At 61.7% G+C, this 15,733-nt stretch carries 14 protein-coding genes; all 14 read right to left on the bottom strand.

The features are described 5' to 3' along the window. Positions 1-8 precede the first annotated feature (8 nt). The 14 genes from motD to ABEH28_RS00465 all read right to left on the bottom strand — a co-directional run bounded on the left by motD (position 9) and on the right by ABEH28_RS00465 (position 15,706). Complete coding sequence (gene motD / locus ABEH28_RS00530; RefSeq protein WP_346626664.1) at positions 9-890, bottom strand: flagellar motor protein MotD; 882 nt, start codon at positions 888-890, stop codon at positions 9-11. A gap of 7 nt (positions 891-897) precedes the next feature. After that, on the bottom strand, positions 898-1,638 hold the full coding sequence (locus ABEH28_RS00525; RefSeq protein ID WP_133775877.1) for a flagellar motor protein: 741 nt from the start codon (positions 1,636-1,638) through the stop codon (positions 898-900). Continuing rightward, on the bottom strand, positions 1,638-2,810 hold the full coding sequence (locus ABEH28_RS00520) for a chemotaxis response regulator protein-glutamate methylesterase (RefSeq protein ID WP_282372858.1): 1,173 nt from the start codon (positions 2,808-2,810) through the stop codon (positions 1,638-1,640). The genes ABEH28_RS00525 and ABEH28_RS00520 overlap by 1 nt, the downstream gene beginning before the upstream one ends. A gap of 391 nt (positions 2,811-3,201) precedes the next feature. Continuing rightward, positions 3,202-5,526, bottom strand: coding sequence for a chemotaxis protein CheA (locus ABEH28_RS00515; protein WP_346628762.1), 2,325 nt, complete (start codon positions 5,524-5,526; stop codon positions 3,202-3,204). 144 nt (positions 5,527-5,670) lie between these two features. Further along, on the bottom strand, positions 5,671-6,459 hold the full coding sequence (locus ABEH28_RS00510) for a protein phosphatase CheZ (protein ID WP_192174157.1): 789 nt from the start codon (positions 6,457-6,459) through the stop codon (positions 5,671-5,673). A gap of 19 nt (positions 6,460-6,478) precedes the next feature. Beyond that, positions 6,479-6,853, bottom strand: coding sequence for a chemotaxis response regulator CheY (locus ABEH28_RS00505; RefSeq protein ID WP_172612850.1), 375 nt, complete (start codon positions 6,851-6,853; stop codon positions 6,479-6,481). Between the two features lie 241 nt (positions 6,854-7,094). Beyond that, on the bottom strand, positions 7,095-7,838 hold the full coding sequence (gene fliA / locus ABEH28_RS00500) for an RNA polymerase sigma factor FliA (RefSeq protein WP_074892894.1): 744 nt from the start codon (positions 7,836-7,838) through the stop codon (positions 7,095-7,097). After that, positions 7,835-8,668 (bottom strand): flagellar synthesis regulator FleN, encoded by an 834-nt coding sequence (gene fleN / locus ABEH28_RS00495; RefSeq protein WP_062385964.1) that lies wholly within the window; start codon positions 8,666-8,668, stop codon positions 7,835-7,837. The genes fliA and fleN overlap by 4 nt, the downstream gene beginning before the upstream one ends. Positions 8,669-8,786: 118 nt before the next feature. Continuing rightward, positions 8,787-10,130 (bottom strand): flagellar biosynthesis protein FlhF, encoded by a 1,344-nt coding sequence (flhF, locus tag ABEH28_RS00490; protein ID WP_192174156.1) that lies wholly within the window; start codon positions 10,128-10,130, stop codon positions 8,787-8,789. Between the two features lie 11 nt (positions 10,131-10,141). Next, on the bottom strand, positions 10,142-12,271 hold the full coding sequence (gene flhA / locus ABEH28_RS00485; RefSeq protein WP_346626661.1) for a flagellar biosynthesis protein FlhA: 2,130 nt from the start codon (positions 12,269-12,271) through the stop codon (positions 10,142-10,144). A gap of 694 nt (positions 12,272-12,965) precedes the next feature. After that, positions 12,966-13,697, bottom strand: coding sequence for an anti-sigma factor (locus ABEH28_RS00480; RefSeq protein WP_346628761.1), 732 nt, complete (start codon positions 13,695-13,697; stop codon positions 12,966-12,968). Further along, positions 13,694-14,257 carry a sigma-70 family RNA polymerase sigma factor gene (locus tag ABEH28_RS00475; protein ID WP_346628760.1) on the bottom strand — a complete coding sequence of 188 codons (564 nt, stop codon included), beginning with the start codon at positions 14,255-14,257 and terminating at the stop codon, positions 13,694-13,696. The genes ABEH28_RS00480 and ABEH28_RS00475 overlap by 4 nt, the downstream gene beginning before the upstream one ends. Before the next feature lie 111 nt (positions 14,258-14,368). Continuing rightward, the gene (locus ABEH28_RS00470) at positions 14,369-14,911 is read right to left on the bottom strand and encodes a DUF3455 domain-containing protein (RefSeq protein ID WP_346628759.1); all 543 of its coding nucleotides are present in this window, start codon (positions 14,909-14,911) and stop codon (positions 14,369-14,371) included. Between the two features lie 237 nt (positions 14,912-15,148). Next, positions 15,149-15,706, bottom strand: coding sequence for a fasciclin domain-containing protein (locus ABEH28_RS00465; protein ID WP_346628758.1), 558 nt, complete (start codon positions 15,704-15,706; stop codon positions 15,149-15,151). Between the last annotated feature and the right edge of the window lie 27 nt (positions 15,707-15,733).

Below are 15,733 nucleotides of genomic sequence, written 5' to 3'. Positions count from 1 at the left end.
GACCGGGTTTAAGGGGCAGATGACGAAGATTTGACGCCTTGCGGCGGCTTGGCCGGGACCGGTGCAGTTTGTGTGCCAGCACGACGCAGCGCCGCATCGGGTTTTGCGTTGGCCGTGGTGCCCGAGCCCGTGAGGCTGCGGCGCACGTCCAGGTTGCGCGAGATCACCAGCACCACGCGGCGGTTGCGCGCGCGGCCATCGGCGGTGGCATTCGAGGTCAGCGGCTGGAACTCGCCGTAGCCGACCGAGGCCAGCCGCGCCGGGTTGATCCCGTCCATGGCCAGCATGCGCACGATGCTCGACGAGCGCGCCGACGACAGCTCCCAGTTGGTCGGGAACTGCCCGGTGTTGATCGGCTGGTTATCGGTGAAGCCTTCGACGTGCACCGGGTTATCGAACGGCTTGATGATCTTCGCGACTTTGTCGATCAGGTCGAACGCCTGATTGCTCGGCATCGCGTCGCCGCTGCCGAACAGCAGGCTGGAATTGAGTTCGATCTCGATCCACAGCTCGTTGCCGCGCACGGTCATCTGCTTGGAAGCGATCAGGTCGCCGAACGCCGCGTTGACGTCATCGGCAATGGATTTGAGCGGGTCGTCTGCAGCCTGGCCCAGCGCGGCGTCGGTCTGCTCGCTGTCCTGAACCAGCGGATCGGCGGGTCTCACGGTCTGCGGCTTCTGCTCGCCGATGGGGATCGGTTTGACGCTGCGCTCGGGCTCGTTGAACACCCCGACCAGCGCCTCGGACAGCACTTTGTATTTGCCTTCGTTCAGCGACGAGATGGAATACATGACCACGAAGAAAGCGAACAGCAAGGTGATGAAGTCCGCGTAGGACACCAGCCAGCGTTCGTGGTTTTCGTGCTCTTCCTGGTGACGTCGGCGGGCCATCAGTCCATCACTCCATGAAGCCTTGCAGCTTCAGTTCGATCGAGCGCGGGTTCTCGCCTTCGGCAATCGACAGCAGGCCTTCGAGGAGCATCTCCCGGTAGCGCGACTGACGGATCGCCACGGCCTTGAGCTTGTTCGCCACCGGCAGAAGAATCAGGTTGGCGGAGGCAACGCCATAAATGGTCGCGACGAACGCCACGGCGATGCCGCTGCCCAGTTGGTTGGGATCGGCCAGGTTGCCCATCACATGGATCAGGCCCATGACGGCACCGATGATGCCGACCGTTGGCGCGTAACCGCCCATGCTTTCGTAGACCTTCGCGGCCTGAATGTCGCGGCTTTCCTGGGTGATGAAATCCACTTCCAGAATGCCGCGAATGGCCGCCGGTTCAGCGCCGTCGACCAGCAGCTGCAGGCCTTTGCGCGAATAGGCATCGGGCTCCGAATCCGCCACGGCTTCGAGGCCGAGCAAGCCCTCTTTGCGCGCGGTGAGGCTCCACGACACGACGCGATCAATGCCGCCGGCCAGATCAATGCGTGGTGGAAACAGAATCCAGATGAAGATCTGCATCGCCCGCTTGAACGCGCTCATGGGCGTCTGCAGCAGGCAGGCCGCCAGCGTACCGCCGAGCACGATCAGCGCGGCCGGACCGTTGAGCAAGGCGCCCAGGTGCCCGCCTTCGAGGAAGTTGCCGCCGATGATCGCGACGAACGCCAGAATGATCCCTATGAGCGTCAAGACATCCATCAGCTGCAGGCCTCCACCAGGTGGCGCCCGATGTCGTCGAGGCTGTAAATGGCGTCGGCCAGTTCGGCTTTGACGATCGCCATGGGCATGCCGTAGATCACACAGCTGGCTTCGTCCTGGGCCCAGATCTGGCTGCCGCTCTGCTTGAGCAGACGCGCGCCTTCACGGCCGTCGGCGCCCATCCCGGTGAGGACGACCGCGAGGACTTTGTCGCTGTAGGATTTTGCCGCCGAGCCAAAGGTGATGTCGACGCAGGGCTTGTAGTTCAGGCGCTCGTCCCCCGGCAGGATTTTCACCGCGCCGCGACCATCGACCATCATCTGTTTGCCGCCAGGGGCCAGCAGTGCAAGACCGGGGCGCAGGATGTCACCGTCCTCGGCTTCCTTGACGCTGATGCGGCACAGCTTGTCGAGGCGCTCGGCGAAGGCTTTGGTGAAGGCGGCCGGCATGTGCTGGATCAGCACGATGGGCGCCGGGAAGTTGGCCGGCAGTTGGGTCAGCACGCGCTGCAAGGCCACTGGACCGCCGGTAGACGTGCCGATCGCCACCAGTTTGTAGGCTTTGCGCTTGGGCGCAGCCGACGTCGGCGCGTGGTGATGGGACGCCGCTGCAGGCTGCTGCGACGCCGGCGCGGCTGAACGCGCAGGCGCAGGGGCTGGCGCCGGACGCGATGGTCGCGCTTCGGCAGCCGTGCTGCGCGGTGCAGCGGGCGCAGCAGACTGCGCGGGCGCCGAGGTGGCAGAAGGCGTGCTGCCGTAACCACTGAAACGACGATTACTGCGGGAGATGCTGTGCACTTTTTCGCACAGCATCTGTTTGACCTTCTCGGGGTTGCGCGAGATGTCTTCGAAATTCTTGGGCAGGAAATCCACCGCCCCGGCGTCCAGCGCATCGAGTGTGACTCGGGCGCCTTCGTGGGTCAGGGAGGAGAACATCAACACCGGGGTCGGGCAACGCTGCATGATGTGACGGACCGCGGTAATGCCATCCATCATCGGCATTTCGTAGTCCATGGTGATCACGTCGGGCTTGAGGGCCAGGGCTTGGTCAATGGCTTCCTTGCCATTGGTGGCGGTACCGACCACCTGGATCGTGGGATCCGAAGAAAGAATTTCCGAGACACGACGTCGGAAAAAACCCGAATCGTCCACGACGAGAACCTTGACTGCCATAAACACTCCAAAGAGCGCGCGCCACCCTGAGGGGCCGCACGCCCTGAATCACGTAGCTTGGGTCACATTGGCGAAACGAGACAGGCCAGTGGGACCGGTTTTCGCGCTTAAAACGAGACCGGGTCTATTTGTAGGACCAGCGTTAGCCGGGAAGGCGTCGGGTATCACACCGAAAGATCAAGGGTGTTCACCCTGCCCTCTTCCCGGCTGAAGTCGGTCCCACTGAAAAACCTCGCAAGGCGCCCTCCGCATGCCGTTAGTGGGACCGGCTTTAGCCGGGAAGGCGTCGGGTGTCACACCGAAAATCCACAGTGTTTTCGCCGCCCTATTCCCGGCTGAAGCCGGTCCCACTGAAAAACCTCGCAAGGCGCCCTCCCGAAGCCGATGCTGCTTAACCAATCCGTCGGGCCGCGTAGCGCTTGAGCATGCTCGGGACATCGAGAATCAGTGCGATACGGCCGTCACCGGTGATGGTCGCGCCCGACATGCCTGGCGTGCCTTGCAGCATTTTGCCCAGCGGCTTGATCACCACTTCTTCCTGGCCGACCAACTGATCCACCACGAAGCCGATGCGTTGCGTGCCTACCGAAAGAATCACCACGTGGCCTTCGCGCTGCTCCTCGTGAGCCGCCGAGCTGATCAGCCAGCGCTTGAGGTAGAACAACGGCAGCGCCTTGTCGCGCACGATCACCACTTCTTGACCGTCAACGACGTTGGTGGTCGACAGGTCCAGGTGGAAGATCTCGTTGACGTTGACCAGCGGGAACGCGAAGGCCTGGTTGCCCAGCATGACCATCAGCGTCGGCATGATCGCCAGGGTCAGCGGCACCTTGATGATGATCTTCGAGCCCAGGCCTTTGGTGGAATTGATGCTGATAGAGCCGTTGAGCTGGGCAATCTTGGTTTTCACCACGTCCATGCCCACGCCACGCCCGGACACATCGGAAATCTCGGTTTTGGTCGAGAAGCCCGGCGCAAAGATCAGGTTGTAGCAGTCGGTGTCGCTGAGGCGATCCGCTGCATCCTTGTCCATCACACCACGCTTGACCGCGATGGCACGCAAGACCGCAGGGTCCATGCCTTTGCCGTCATCGGAAATCGACAGCAGGATGTGATCGCCTTCCTGTTCGGCGGCCAGAATCACACGACCGTTCCGGGACTTGCCCGACGCCTCGCGCTCTTCCGGCGACTCGATACCGTGATCGACCGCGTTACGCACCAAGTGGACGAGCGGGTCGGCCAGGGCCTCGACGAGGTTCTTGTCCAGGTCGGTTTCTTCACCCACCAGTTCAAGGCTGATTTCTTTCTTCAACTGACGCGCCAGATCGCGAACCAGTCGCGGGAAGCGACCGAACACTTTCTTGATCGGCTGCATGCGGGTCTTCATGACCGCGGTCTGCAGGTCAGCGGTGACCACGTCCAGGTTGGACACGGCCTTGGACATGGCTTCATCGGCGCTGTTGGCACCCAGGCGGACCAGGCGGTTACGCACCAGCACCAGTTCGCCGACCATGTTCATGATTTCATCCAGCCGCGCGGTGTCGACGCGCACGGTGGTTTCCGCTTCAGACGGCGGTTTTTCGCTGGGCGCCGGCGCCGCAGCGCGAGCCGGTGCGGGAGCAGCAGCCGGTGCAGCTTTGGCCGGCGCTGCAGCAGCAGGCGTCGCTTTGGCCGGTTCGGCTTTGGCGGGCTCGGGCTTCTTGGTCGGTGCCGCTGCGGCCGGCGCTGCAGGTGCGCCGGCAGCCACGGCAGGTTCGAACTTGCCTTTGCCGTGCAACTGATCCAGCAGGTCTTCGAATTCGTTGTCGGTGATCTCGTCCGACGCAGCGGCTTTCGACGCAGCGGCGGGCGCAACCGGCGCGGCAGGTGCAGCGGCAGCAGGTGCCGCAGCGCCAGGAGCCGCAGCGCCGACGGCGTCCGGCGAGAACGAGCCTTTGCCGTGCAACTGATCCAGCAGCGACTCGAATTCGTCGTCAGTGATTTCGTCACTGGCCGGTGCGGCAGACGGCGTCACAGCCGCTGGCGGTTGCACCGCATCAACGGCGAACTGGCCTTTGCCATGCAGCTGATCGAGGAGTGATTCGAATTCGGCGTCAGTGATTTCATCGCTGGCCGCCGTGCCAGCCGCTGCTGCCGGCGCAGCTGCAACGGGTGCCGCGGCAACAGGCGCAGACGGAGCCGGTGCAGGCGCACCTGCCGCTTGCGCCTTGACGGCGTTCAGCGAATCCAGCAGCTGTTCGAATTCCAGATCGGTGATGTCTTCGGACGGCGCTTCAGCGACCGGCTCTTCAACCACCACCGGTGCCGCAGCGATTTCTTCTGCCGAGGCTGGCTCGGCCAGGCGAGCCAGCGCGGCCAGCAATTCAGGCGTGGCCGGGGTGACGGCAGAACGCTCGCGCACCTGACCGAACATGCTGTTGACGGTGTCGAGCGCTTCGAGCACCACGTCCATGAGCTCCGAGTCGACGCGACGCTCACCCTTGCGCAGGATGTCGAACACGTTCTCGGCGATGTGACAGCATTCAACCAGCTCGTTGAGCTGGAGGAAGCCGGCGCCCCCTTTTACAGTGTGAAAACCGCGAAAAATTGCATTGAGCAGGTCCGCATCGTCAGGCCGGCTTTCCAGCTCGACCAACTGCTCTGACAACAGCTCGAGAATCTCGCCGGCCTCTACCAGAAAATCCTGAAGGATTTCTTCATCGGCGCCGAAGCTCATTGGGGGGTGCTCCTAAAATTAACCGTCAAACCGATCCGGAGGCTGCACTGACGGCCTGCGCGCATTGCTTTCGTCGAAGCATTGGCGCGCGGGTCCAGCAGCCACTTTCACAGAAAACCTGAAGTCCGAGACAGAATGACCGAATCAGAATCCGAGGCTGGATAGCAGATCGTCAACATCATCCTGTCCGGATACAACGTCTTCACGTTTATCGGCATGAATCTGCGGACCTTCACCCTTGGAGTGAAGTTTTTCTTGTTCTTTTTGCTGACGGAACATTTCCTGGTCGTGCTCGATGCCCGCGAAGCGGTCCACCTGGCTCGCCATGAGCACCAGCTTGAGCAGATTGCGCTCGACTTCCGTGACCAGCGTGGTCACGCGCTTGATCACCTGACCGGTGAGGTCCTGGTAATCCTGAGCCAGCAGAATGTCGTTCAAGTGCGCAGAGACCTCGGTGGTCTCCTTCTCGCTGCGGGTCAGGAACACATCGACGCGGCGGGCCAGATCACGAAACTCTTCGGCGCTGATCTCGCGGCGCATGAAGCGTCCCCAATCGGCGCTCAACGACTTGGCGTCTTCAGTGAGCCCGTGCATCAACGGCGTGCTCAGCTCTACCAGATCCATGGTCCGGTTCGCCGCGTTTTCAGTCAGCCTGACGACGTACGACAGCCGCTCGGTGGCGTCGGTGATCTGGGAGACCTCCTCGGCCTGCGGCATGTTCGGGTCGATCTGGAAGTTGACGATCGCGCTGTGCAGCTCGCGCGTCAGTTTGCCGACTTCCTGATACAGGCCGCGGTCGCGGGTCTGGTTAAGCTCATGGATCAGTTGCACGGCATCGCCGAACTTGCCTTTTTCAAGGCTCGCGACCAGCTCTTGTGCGTGTTTCTTCAGGGTTGACTCAAAGTCACCCATTGTCGAATCTTTGGAATCCATAGCGCCCTCGCAGCGGACATCAGCTATTGACGCGCTCGAATATCTTTTCGATTTTTTCTTTGAGCACTTGCGCGGTGAACGGCTTCACCACGTAGCCGTTCACACCGGCCTGAGCGGCTTCGATGATCTGCTCGCGCTTGGCTTCGGCAGTGACCATCAGCACCGGCAGGCTGCGCAGACGCTCGTCGGCACGCACCTGACGCAACAGGTCGATGCCGGACATGCCCGGCATGTTCCAGTCAGTGACGAGGAAGTCAAAAGCGCCGCTTTGCAGCATCGGCAATGCGGTGAGTCCGTCATCTGCTTCGGCCGTGTTGGTGAACCCAAGGTCACGCAACAGGTTTTTTATGATCCGCCGCATCGTTGAGAAGTCATCAACGATGAGGATTTTCATGTTCTTGTCCAATTCGACCTCCAAGCAGTCTTTAACGCGTTCAGCACCTGAACGCGCGTTCAATCAATACCGGCTGTGCCGAACATCAAGAGGGGGTGGAATCGACCGGAACAAGCGCAGCGAAACCGGATCATCTACGACCCGGTTCGACCGACTCCTGCCGTGTCTCATTTGCTTCCCGCTCACGTCTTGCACAGCCGGTCTTACACGCAACACGCAGGCCTCGCGGCCTGCGCCTGATTCACGAACGTGCGCGCCACTCGCCAAGACGACCGCGCAACCGCGCCGCGCATTGACTGTGCAGCTGGCTGACCCGCGACTCGCTGACACCCAGGACCTCACCGATTTCCTTGAGGTTCAGCTCTTCGTCGTAGTACAGCGACAACACCAGGCGTTCACGTTCGGGCAAGTTGGCAATGGCCTCGGCCAGCGCAGCCTGGAAGCGCTCGTCTTCCAGATCCCGCGACGGTTCGAGGGACTGGCTCGCGCCGTCCTCGTGCAGCCCTTCGTGTTCGCCGTCCTGCAACAGGTCGTCGAAACTGAACAGGCGGCTGCCCAGGGTATCGTTCAAAATCCCGTAGTAATCGTCGAGACTCATTTCAAGTTCGGCAGCAACCTCGTGATCTTTAGCGTCACGGCCGGTTTTTGCTTCGATTGCACGAATCGCGTCACTGACCATACGCGTGTTGCGGTGGACCGAGCGCGGCGCCCAGTCCCCCTTGCGCACTTCGTCGAGCATCGCACCACGGATACGAATACCCGCGTACGTCTCGAAGCTGGCCCCTTTCGTGGAGTCGTATTTGGTCGAGACTTCGAGCAAGCCAATCATGCCCGCCTGGATCAAATCCTCGACCTGCACGCTGGCCGGCAGACGCGCCAGCAAGTGGTAGGCGATTCGTTTGACCAGCGGGGCATAACGCTCGATCAGCTCATACTGGGAGTCTTTGGACGATTTGCTGTACATGCGATAGCCACTTGCTGTCATGAGACGGGCCCTGCGCTGGTTTGATGCACGAGGCGTTCTACGAAAAATTCCAGGTGGCCGCGCGGGTTCGCCGGGAGCGGCCAGGTGTCGACTTTCTGCGCGATGGCCTTGAACGCCAGGGCACATTTGGAACGCGGAAACGCTTCGTACACGGCGCGCTGTTTCTGCACGGCCTTGCGTACGCATTCGTCGTACGGCACGGCGCCCACATATTGCAGGGCCACGTCGAGAAAACGGTCAGTGACTTTGGTCAGCTTGGCGAAGAGGTTGCGCCCTTCCTGCGGGCTCTGGGCCATGTTGGCCAGGACGCGGAAGCGGTTCATGCCGTAATCGCGGTTGAGCAGTTTGATCAGGGCATAGGCGTCGGTGATCGATGTGGGTTCGTCGCACACCACCAGCAGCACTTCCTGGGCCGCGCGGACGAAGCTCACCACCGACTCGCCGATGCCGGCGGCGGTATCGATGACCAGCACATCGAGGTTGTCGCCAATGTCACTGAACGCCTGAATCAGCCCGGCATGCTGCGCCGGGGTCAGGTGGACCATGCTCTGGGTGCCCGATGCCGCCGGCACGATGCGTACACCGCCCGGGCCTTGCAGCAAGACATCGCGCAGCTCGCACCGCCCTTCGATGACATCAGCCAGGGTGCGTTTGGGGGTCAGACCCAACAATACGTCGACGTTGGCCAGACCCAGATCGGCGTCCAGCAGCATGACGCGACGTCCCAGCTCGGCCAGTGCCAGTGAAAGATTCACTGAAACGTTGGTCTTGCCTACGCCACCTTTGCCACCGGTCACCGCGATAACCTGTACGGGATGCATGCTGCCCATGTTAATTGTTTACCTTGTCTTGCTTAGACCTAAGCCACATGTCGGGCTGCACGTTCAGTGTCTGAACAATGCCTGGCAGACCATCGATGCAGGAAAATTCCACTGTCATTTTCTTCACCTAGCCCGCGCGCTTGCCGGTGCTGTGATAAAGATCCGCAAACATATCCGCCATCGCTTCCTCGCTTGGCTCCTCCTGCATCTGCACGCTGACAGCCCGGCTCACCAATTGGTGCCGACGGGGCAAATGCAGATCATCCGGTATCCGTGGGCCATCGGTGAGATAGGCCACAGGCAGTTCGTGTGTCACGGCCAGGCTGAGCACTTCGCCCAGGCTGGCCGTTTCGTCGAGCTTGGTCAGGATGCACCCGGCCAGACCGCAACGTTTGTAACTGTGATAAGCCGCTGACAGCACCTGCTTCTGGCTGGTTGTCGCCAGCACCAGGTAGTTGCGCGCCTTGATGCCACGCCCGGCGAGGGTTTCCAGTTGCAGACGCAGGGCCGGATCGCTGGCTTGCAGGCCGGCGGTGTCGATCAACACCACACGCTTGCGCAACAGCGGCTCCAGCGCCTGTGCCAGGGACTGGCCCGGGTCGACGTGGGTGACCGGTACATTGAGGATCCGGCCCAGGGTTTTCAGTTGCTCCTGAGCGCCAATGCGGAAACTGTCCATGCTCACCAGCGCGATATTTTGCGCGCCGTATTTCAACACATATCGGGCCGCCAGTTTAGCCAGCGTGGTGGTTTTGCCCATGCCGGCAGGGCCGACCATGGCAATCACACCGCCCTCTTCCAGTGGCTCGACGTCCGGCGTGGCAATCATGCGGGCCAGATGGGCCAGCAGCATGCGCCAGGTGTGAGCCTGATCGTTCGAGTCCGGGACCATCGCCAGCAAGTCGCGGGACAGCGGGCCGGAAAGGCCGACCCGTTGCAGACGGCGCCACAGATTGGCCTGTTGCGGACGGCCGTCTCGCAGCTGGTTCCAGGCCAGCGAGCCCAGCTGGACTTCCAGCAGTTCGCGCAGGCCGTTCAATTCGGAGCGCATCGCTTCGTAGGCGCGGTCGCCAACGCCCGGCTCGGCGTTGCGCTCGGCGCGTTCGGCGGCCACTGCGGCGTGGACGGACGGGCGAAACGGTTCTTCCAGCGTCGGTTCGATCTGCTTGCTGTCATCCATCGCAAGGCCGGCGAACAACTGACGGTTGGCGACAGTGTCCAGCTCGCTGCGGTGGGTCAGCTCAGCCTGAGCAGTGACGATGAGCGACTGAGTCTTGCGCAGCTCATCTTCGAGTTCGATGTTCGGTACACGCGGGGCCAGCGCAGACAGCTTGTAGTCCAGGGCGGCGGTCAGTTCCACGCCGCCAGCGATCCGCCGGTTGCCGATGATGGCGGCTTCAGCGCCCAGCTCATCGCGAACCAGTTTCATGGCTTGTCGCATATCGGCGGCGAAAAAACGCTTAACTTGCATGACTCACTACCTCAGCCGTTAGGCCCGACAGTCGCTACGATGGTGACTTGCTTATTGTCAGGAATTTCCTGGTAAGCCAAAACATGCATATTCGGTACAGCCAACCGTCCAAAGCGGGACAACATGGCGCGAACCGGACCTGCGACCAACAAAATAACCGGCTGCCCCTGCATCTCCTGACGCTGCGCCGCTTCGATCAACGAGCGCTGAAGTTTCTCAGCCATGCTCGGTTCGAGGAGAACGCCTTCTTCCTGACCCTGACCTGCCTTCTGCAGACTATTTAGCAATATCTGTTCCAACCTTGGCTCAAGGGTGATCACAGGCAGCTCCGGCTCAATGCCGACAATGCTTTGGACGATTGCGCGGGACAATCCGACCCGTACGGCAGCCACCAGCGCGGCGGTATCTTGACTACGCGCAGCGTTGTTGGCGATGGCTTCTGCAATGGAGCGGATATCGCGAACCGGCACCTGTTCGGCAAGCAACGCCTGCAGCACCTTCAGCAGGGCCGACAGCGACAACACGCCCGGGACCAGTTCTTCCGCCAGTTTTGGCGATCCCTTGGCCAGCAGGGTCATCAATTGCTGGACTTCCTCGTGGCCAATCAATTCATGAGAGTGCTTGTAGAGAATCTGGTTCAAGTGAGTCGCCACCACGGTGCTGGCGTCCACCACGGTGTAACCGAGGGATTGCGCCTGGGCACGCTGGCTGATTTCGATCCACACGGCCTCCAGGCCAAACGCCGGGTCTTTGGCAGTGATGCCGTTGAGGCTGCCAAACACCTGACCGGGGTTGATCGCCAGTTCGCGGTCCGGGTAGATCTCGGCTTCGGCCAGGGTCACGCCCATCAGGGTCAGGCGATAGGCGCTGGGCGCCAGGTCGAGGTTGTCGCGGATGTGCACGGTCGGCATGAGAAAGCCCAGCTCCTGAGAGAGCTTCTTGCGCACGCCCTTGATCCGCGCCAGCAATTGACCACCCTGGTTGCGGTCCACCAGCGGAATCAGGCGGTAGCCGACTTCCAGGCCAATCATGTCGATCGGGGTCACGTCGTCCCAGCCCAGTTCCTTGGATTCCTGCGCGCGGGTCGGCGATGGCAGCAGCTCTTGCTGACGCTTGACCTCTTGCACGGCGGCCAGCTTGACCTGGTTCTCTTTCTTCCACAGCAGGTAGGCGCCGCCGGCAGCCACCAGACCGAGGCTGATGAAGGAGAAGTGCGGCATGCCCGGGACCAGGCCCATGACGATCATGATCCCGGCGGATACGGCGAGCGCCTTGTGGGAGGCAAACATCTGGCGGCCGACCAGTTTGCCCATTTCTTCCGAACCGGAGGCTCGGGTCACCATGATCGCGGCGGCGGTGGACAGCAACAGGGATGGCAATTGCGCCACCAAACCGTCACCGATGGTCAGCAGCGCGTAAACCTTGCCGGCGTCGCCGAAGCTCATGCCGTGTTGCAGGATGCCCACCAGCATGCCGCCGATGAGGTTGATGAAGAGGATCAGCAGGCCGGCGATGGCGTCGCCGCGGACGAATTTGCTGGCACCGTCCATGGAGCCGTAGAACTCGGCTTCCTGGGCGACTTCAAGACGACGGCGTTTGGCTTCGGGCTGGTCGATGAGGCCGGCGTTGAGGTCGGCGTCGATGGCCATCTGTTTGCCGGGCATGGCGTCGAGGGTGAAGCGCGCGCTCACTTCAGAGATCCGGCCGGCACCTTTTGTGACGACGACGAAGTTGATGATCATGAGGATGGCGAAGACGACGATACCGACGACGTAGTTGCCGCCGATGACGACTTCACCGAACGCCTGGATGACTTTACCGGCGGCGGCGTGGCCGTCCTGGCCGTGGAGCATGACGACGCGGGTGGAGGCGACGTTGAGGGCCAGTCGCAGCAGGGTGGCGACGAGGAGGATGGTCGGGAATACGGAGAAGTCGAGGGGCCGCAGGGCATAGATACAGACGAGCAGGACGACGATGGACAGGGCAATGTTGAAGGTGAAGAAGACGTCGAGCAGGAACGGCGGCATGGGCAGCATCATCATGGCGAGCATGACGAGGAGCAGTAGCGGGACGCCAAGTTGTCCACGGCCCAGGCCGATCAATCCGGTTCTGGCGTGGGAGATGAGTTGTGAGCGTTCCACCGATGGGCACCTGCGCGTTAAATCAATCTTTTGACGCCGAAGCGTTGTATCGGGGTTATTGCAAGAAGGGGTCCAACATTTGGGATTGGGTGAAAATATCAGAGTGCCAGTATTTAGATTTGAGATCTGAGTCGTGGCTTAGTACGCCAAGATCACAAGCGTCGGCCTAAAGGCCTCGGTTTCGCCTTCGGCGAGTTACTTGGAAAAGCACCCCAAGTAACCAAGGGTGCCTGCTCCTGGCTAGGTCCCTCCTCCGTCGGGATTCCCTCACTCCGACGACGCTCCGTGGGCCCGCGCCGAACGGACATCCATGTCCTGACGGCGCTCTCGCCGCATCCCTGCGGCTCGACCCACTGCGCGTCGTCTGCGTTCGGCCTGCACCCAAGTCGCGTTTTGTGGTGTCTGGACTTTTTGCGTATGAAGATCAGAAGCGCTTACGCTTAGTAGGACCGGCTTCAGCCGGGAAGAGGCCGGTGTGACCACCACCCATTTCACTGAATGCACGCGCTGCTCTTAGTGGGACCGGCTTCAGCCGGGAAGGCGTCAGATGTGACACCGCAAATCATCAAGGGCAAACGACGCTCATGTGGGAGTGAGCTTGCTCACGAAAGCGGCCTTCCAGACGCTAGATGATTGGCCGATCGTTCCCCCGCTCTGCGTGGGAATGCCGCCCTCGACGCTCCGCGTCCAGCCGCTAGATCACTTTCACCGCCCGCCCAATAAATTGAATCGGCCCCGTAGGCTTGCCGGTCGGGGAGCCGTTGGGGTTTTCGAGGGTCAGTTCGAAGAGTTGGTTGGGTTGCAGCGGCGGCAGTTTGTTCACCGGTACGGAGAGGGTCTGGCCGGGTTTGACCAGGCCCAGGGACACGGGGCCCTGCCAGCCGTCGGCTTTTGTCCAGAACTGGAGGGCTTTGTCGGCGGGGACTGGGGTGGCGCCGAGCGGTATCAGCTGGATTTCTTCCGGGTTGCTGGCCTGGATGACCCAGCCGGGGGCCTGGTTTTGCGGGGCAACGAGCACGACGAGGTAGGTCGTGGGGTTCACCGGGGCGGTTCGGGTCAGGAGCATCGAGCCCAGCAGCAGGGTCGCAACGAGTCCTGCGCCGGCCAGTCCGCGCCACAGGGGCAGGAGATCCCACCAGGAATGCGACGTCACGGCAGGCGTTTGTACGGGAACTCGGCGGTCGTGGCTGCCGACGCTGCGCTCGATCCGGTCCCACAGCCGTGGGCTTGGGGTGTGCGGTTCGGCGAGTTCGGTCAAGGCCAGCAGGCGCCCTTCCCATGCGTCCACCGCCGTACGCAAGTCGGCGTCCGTGGCGAGGCGGTTTGGGACATTGAGGCGTTGCTCGGCCGGCAGTGTACCTAACACGTACTCGCTGGCCAGTGCGTCCAGTTCATCGGCGCTGCCTTTCGACGGATAGCCTGTCATCCCATGCACTCCCGCAATGCCACCAGACTGCGTTTGATCCAGGCTTTAACCGTACCCAGTGGCGCGCCGATTTTCTGCGCTATCTCCGAATGCGAAAAACCGTCTACGTACGCATGAAGAATGCAGTTGCGACGCGCCGGTTCCAGTTGTTCGAGGCACCCGTAAATACGCCCCGAGCGGGCACGGTATTCGAAGGTGTCGGCGTCGGTGGCTGCCTCCAGAGAGGCCTCGGCCAGTAACGCGCTTTCGCTCTGTTCGCTGACCTGAACGATGTGCGCGTTGTCACGCATGAAGTTCAGCGCCAGGTGCCGCGTCACGCTGAAGATCCAGCCACGGGCAGTGCCTCGCGCCGGGTCGAAGCTGCCGGCGCGGGTCCAGATTTTGAGGAAGGCGTCGTGCACAATGTCCTCGGCCAGCGCGTCGCTGCGGGCGATCCGCTTGGCGACGCCGAGCAGACGTGCGCTTTCTTGCGTGTAGAGCGCGTGCAACGCCTGCTGCTTACCTCGGGCGCAGGCCGCCAGGCAGGCTTCGTAGTCAAAACAGTCTTCAGGTAGGGACAAAATGTTCAACCGCCAACGAAAAGAAATACCCCGACCCAAAGGCCGGGGTTGCGTCGGTGCAGCGTAGATGACTTTGTACGTCGGCGACGCTGCCTGACGTGGGACGTGGGTCTACTTGGTGGCCCAGAAAATATAGTCCGCCTGATATTTCACGATTTCCTGCTTGCCCTTGGTCGCCGTCGAGCACTCCATCTTCGGCGCGACACCGCCTTTGGTCGCCACCCGCTGGATGTAACTGACGTTGCTCATCGCGCCCTTGCCTTCCGCAGGGTTGGCTTTCACCAGCTGATACGGAATGTCGCCCGTCCCGGCGGGTGCCACAGCGAGCTGCGTACCGGTGATCTTCGAACCGTCAGCGGCCTGCCACGTCGCCGGTGGCCCGAAGTACGTGCCGACCTGCTTGCCGCTGCGATCATTCAATACCGCTTTCGGGCCGACGAATGTCCATTCGGTCTGGCCGGCGGCGTTGGGCTTGTCGCGGCATTCGTAGGTGATCTCGCCCACGCCTACCGTCTCCATGGCGATCTTGTGACCGTCCGGAACCTTGACCGCGTCAGGCAACGCCATCTGCGCGAAAGCCGCCGGCGCCGTTGCCAGCAGGCAAGTGGCAGCCAATGAAACACCGAACGTGCCCAGTAATTTTTTAGCGTTCATGCCATCTCTCCATTGGATAAACAGGTCAGCAGCCATCGCTACTACTTGTACTACCCGGGGGAAAGGGAACTGGATGCAGGGATTTGAAAATAAATCTGTGCGGCGAGTGGAGGGGATACGCGGAGGATGAGCAGAAGGGCATTGAGTCGATCGACATGGCGCCCGCAGAAAGGCCAGGCCATGGACCCGGCGGACGGAATGAGCGTCCGCCGGGTGCTGCAACGATCAGGTCAGCGCTTACGGCATCAGCACCGAATCGACCACGTGGATGACGCCGTTCGACTGCATCACATCAGCGATGCTGACCGCGCTTTTGCCACCTTTGGCGTCCATCACCCAGAGCTTGCCGTCATGGGGCATCACGGTGAGGGATTCGCCCTGTACGGTTTTCAGCATCACCTTGCCGCCGTTCATTTTGGCGTCCGCCATCAATTGTTTGGCGGTGTGGGTGCCCGCGACAACGTGGTACGTCAGAATTCTGGTCAGGTCAGCCTTGTTCTCCGGCTTGACCAGCGTGTCGACGGTGCCGGCCGGCAGTTTGGCGAAGGCTTCATTGGTGGGGGCGAAGACAGTGAACGGGCCTTTGCTGTTGAGCGTGTCCACCAGACCTGCCGCCTTGACCGCCGCCACCAGGGTCGTGTGGTCCTTGGAGTTGACGGCGTTTTCGACGATGGTCTTGGTCGGATACATGGCGGCGCCACCGACCATGACGGTATCGGCGGCAAAGCCGGGGGATGCAGCAAGACAAAGGGCAGCGAACGAGACAGCGGCGATGCGTTTGGCGAGGGTCAACATGGTAGTTCTCCCGGATTCTTAGGTCCT

This window comes from Pseudomonas sp. Ps21-P2, from assembly GCF_039672565.1.
In the GTDB taxonomy this organism is placed as follows: domain Bacteria; phylum Pseudomonadota; class Gammaproteobacteria; order Pseudomonadales; family Pseudomonadaceae; genus Aquipseudomonas.
This window is presented reverse-complemented; position numbering and strand designations above follow the sequence as displayed.

Coding starts and splice junctions, on each gene's coding strand:
- motD (WP_346626664.1), bottom strand. CDS start 890: ATGGCCCGCCGACGTCACCAGGAAGAGCACGAAAACCACGAACGCTGG.
- ABEH28_RS00525 (WP_133775877.1), bottom strand. CDS start 1,638: ATGGATGTCTTGACGCTCATAGGGATCATTCTGGCGTTCGTCGCGATC.
- ABEH28_RS00520 (WP_282372858.1), bottom strand. CDS start 2,810: ATGGCAGTCAAGGTTCTCGTCGTGGACGATTCGGGTTTTTTCCGACGT.
- ABEH28_RS00515 (WP_346628762.1), bottom strand. CDS start 5,526: ATGAGCTTCGGCGCCGATGAAGAAATCCTTCAGGATTTTCTGGTAGAG.
- ABEH28_RS00510 (WP_192174157.1), bottom strand. CDS start 6,459: ATGGATTCCAAAGATTCGACAATGGGTGACTTTGAGTCAACCCTGAAG.
- ABEH28_RS00505 (WP_172612850.1), bottom strand. CDS start 6,853: ATGAAAATCCTCATCGTTGATGACTTCTCAACGATGCGGCGGATCATA.
- fliA (WP_074892894.1), bottom strand. CDS start 7,838: ATGACAGCAAGTGGCTATCGCATGTACAGCAAATCGTCCAAAGACTCC.
- fleN (WP_062385964.1), bottom strand. CDS start 8,668: ATGGGCAGCATGCATCCCGTACAGGTTATCGCGGTGACCGGTGGCAAA.
- flhF (WP_192174156.1), bottom strand. CDS start 10,130: ATGCAAGTTAAGCGTTTTTTCGCCGCCGATATGCGACAAGCCATGAAA.
- ABEH28_RS00480 (WP_346628761.1), bottom strand. CDS start 13,697: ATGACAGGCTATCCGTCGAAAGGCAGCGCCGATGAACTGGACGCACTG.
- ABEH28_RS00470 (WP_346628759.1), bottom strand. CDS start 14,911: ATGAACGCTAAAAAATTACTGGGCACGTTCGGTGTTTCATTGGCTGCC.
- ABEH28_RS00465 (WP_346628758.1), bottom strand. CDS start 15,706: ATGTTGACCCTCGCCAAACGCATCGCCGCTGTCTCGTTCGCTGCCCTT.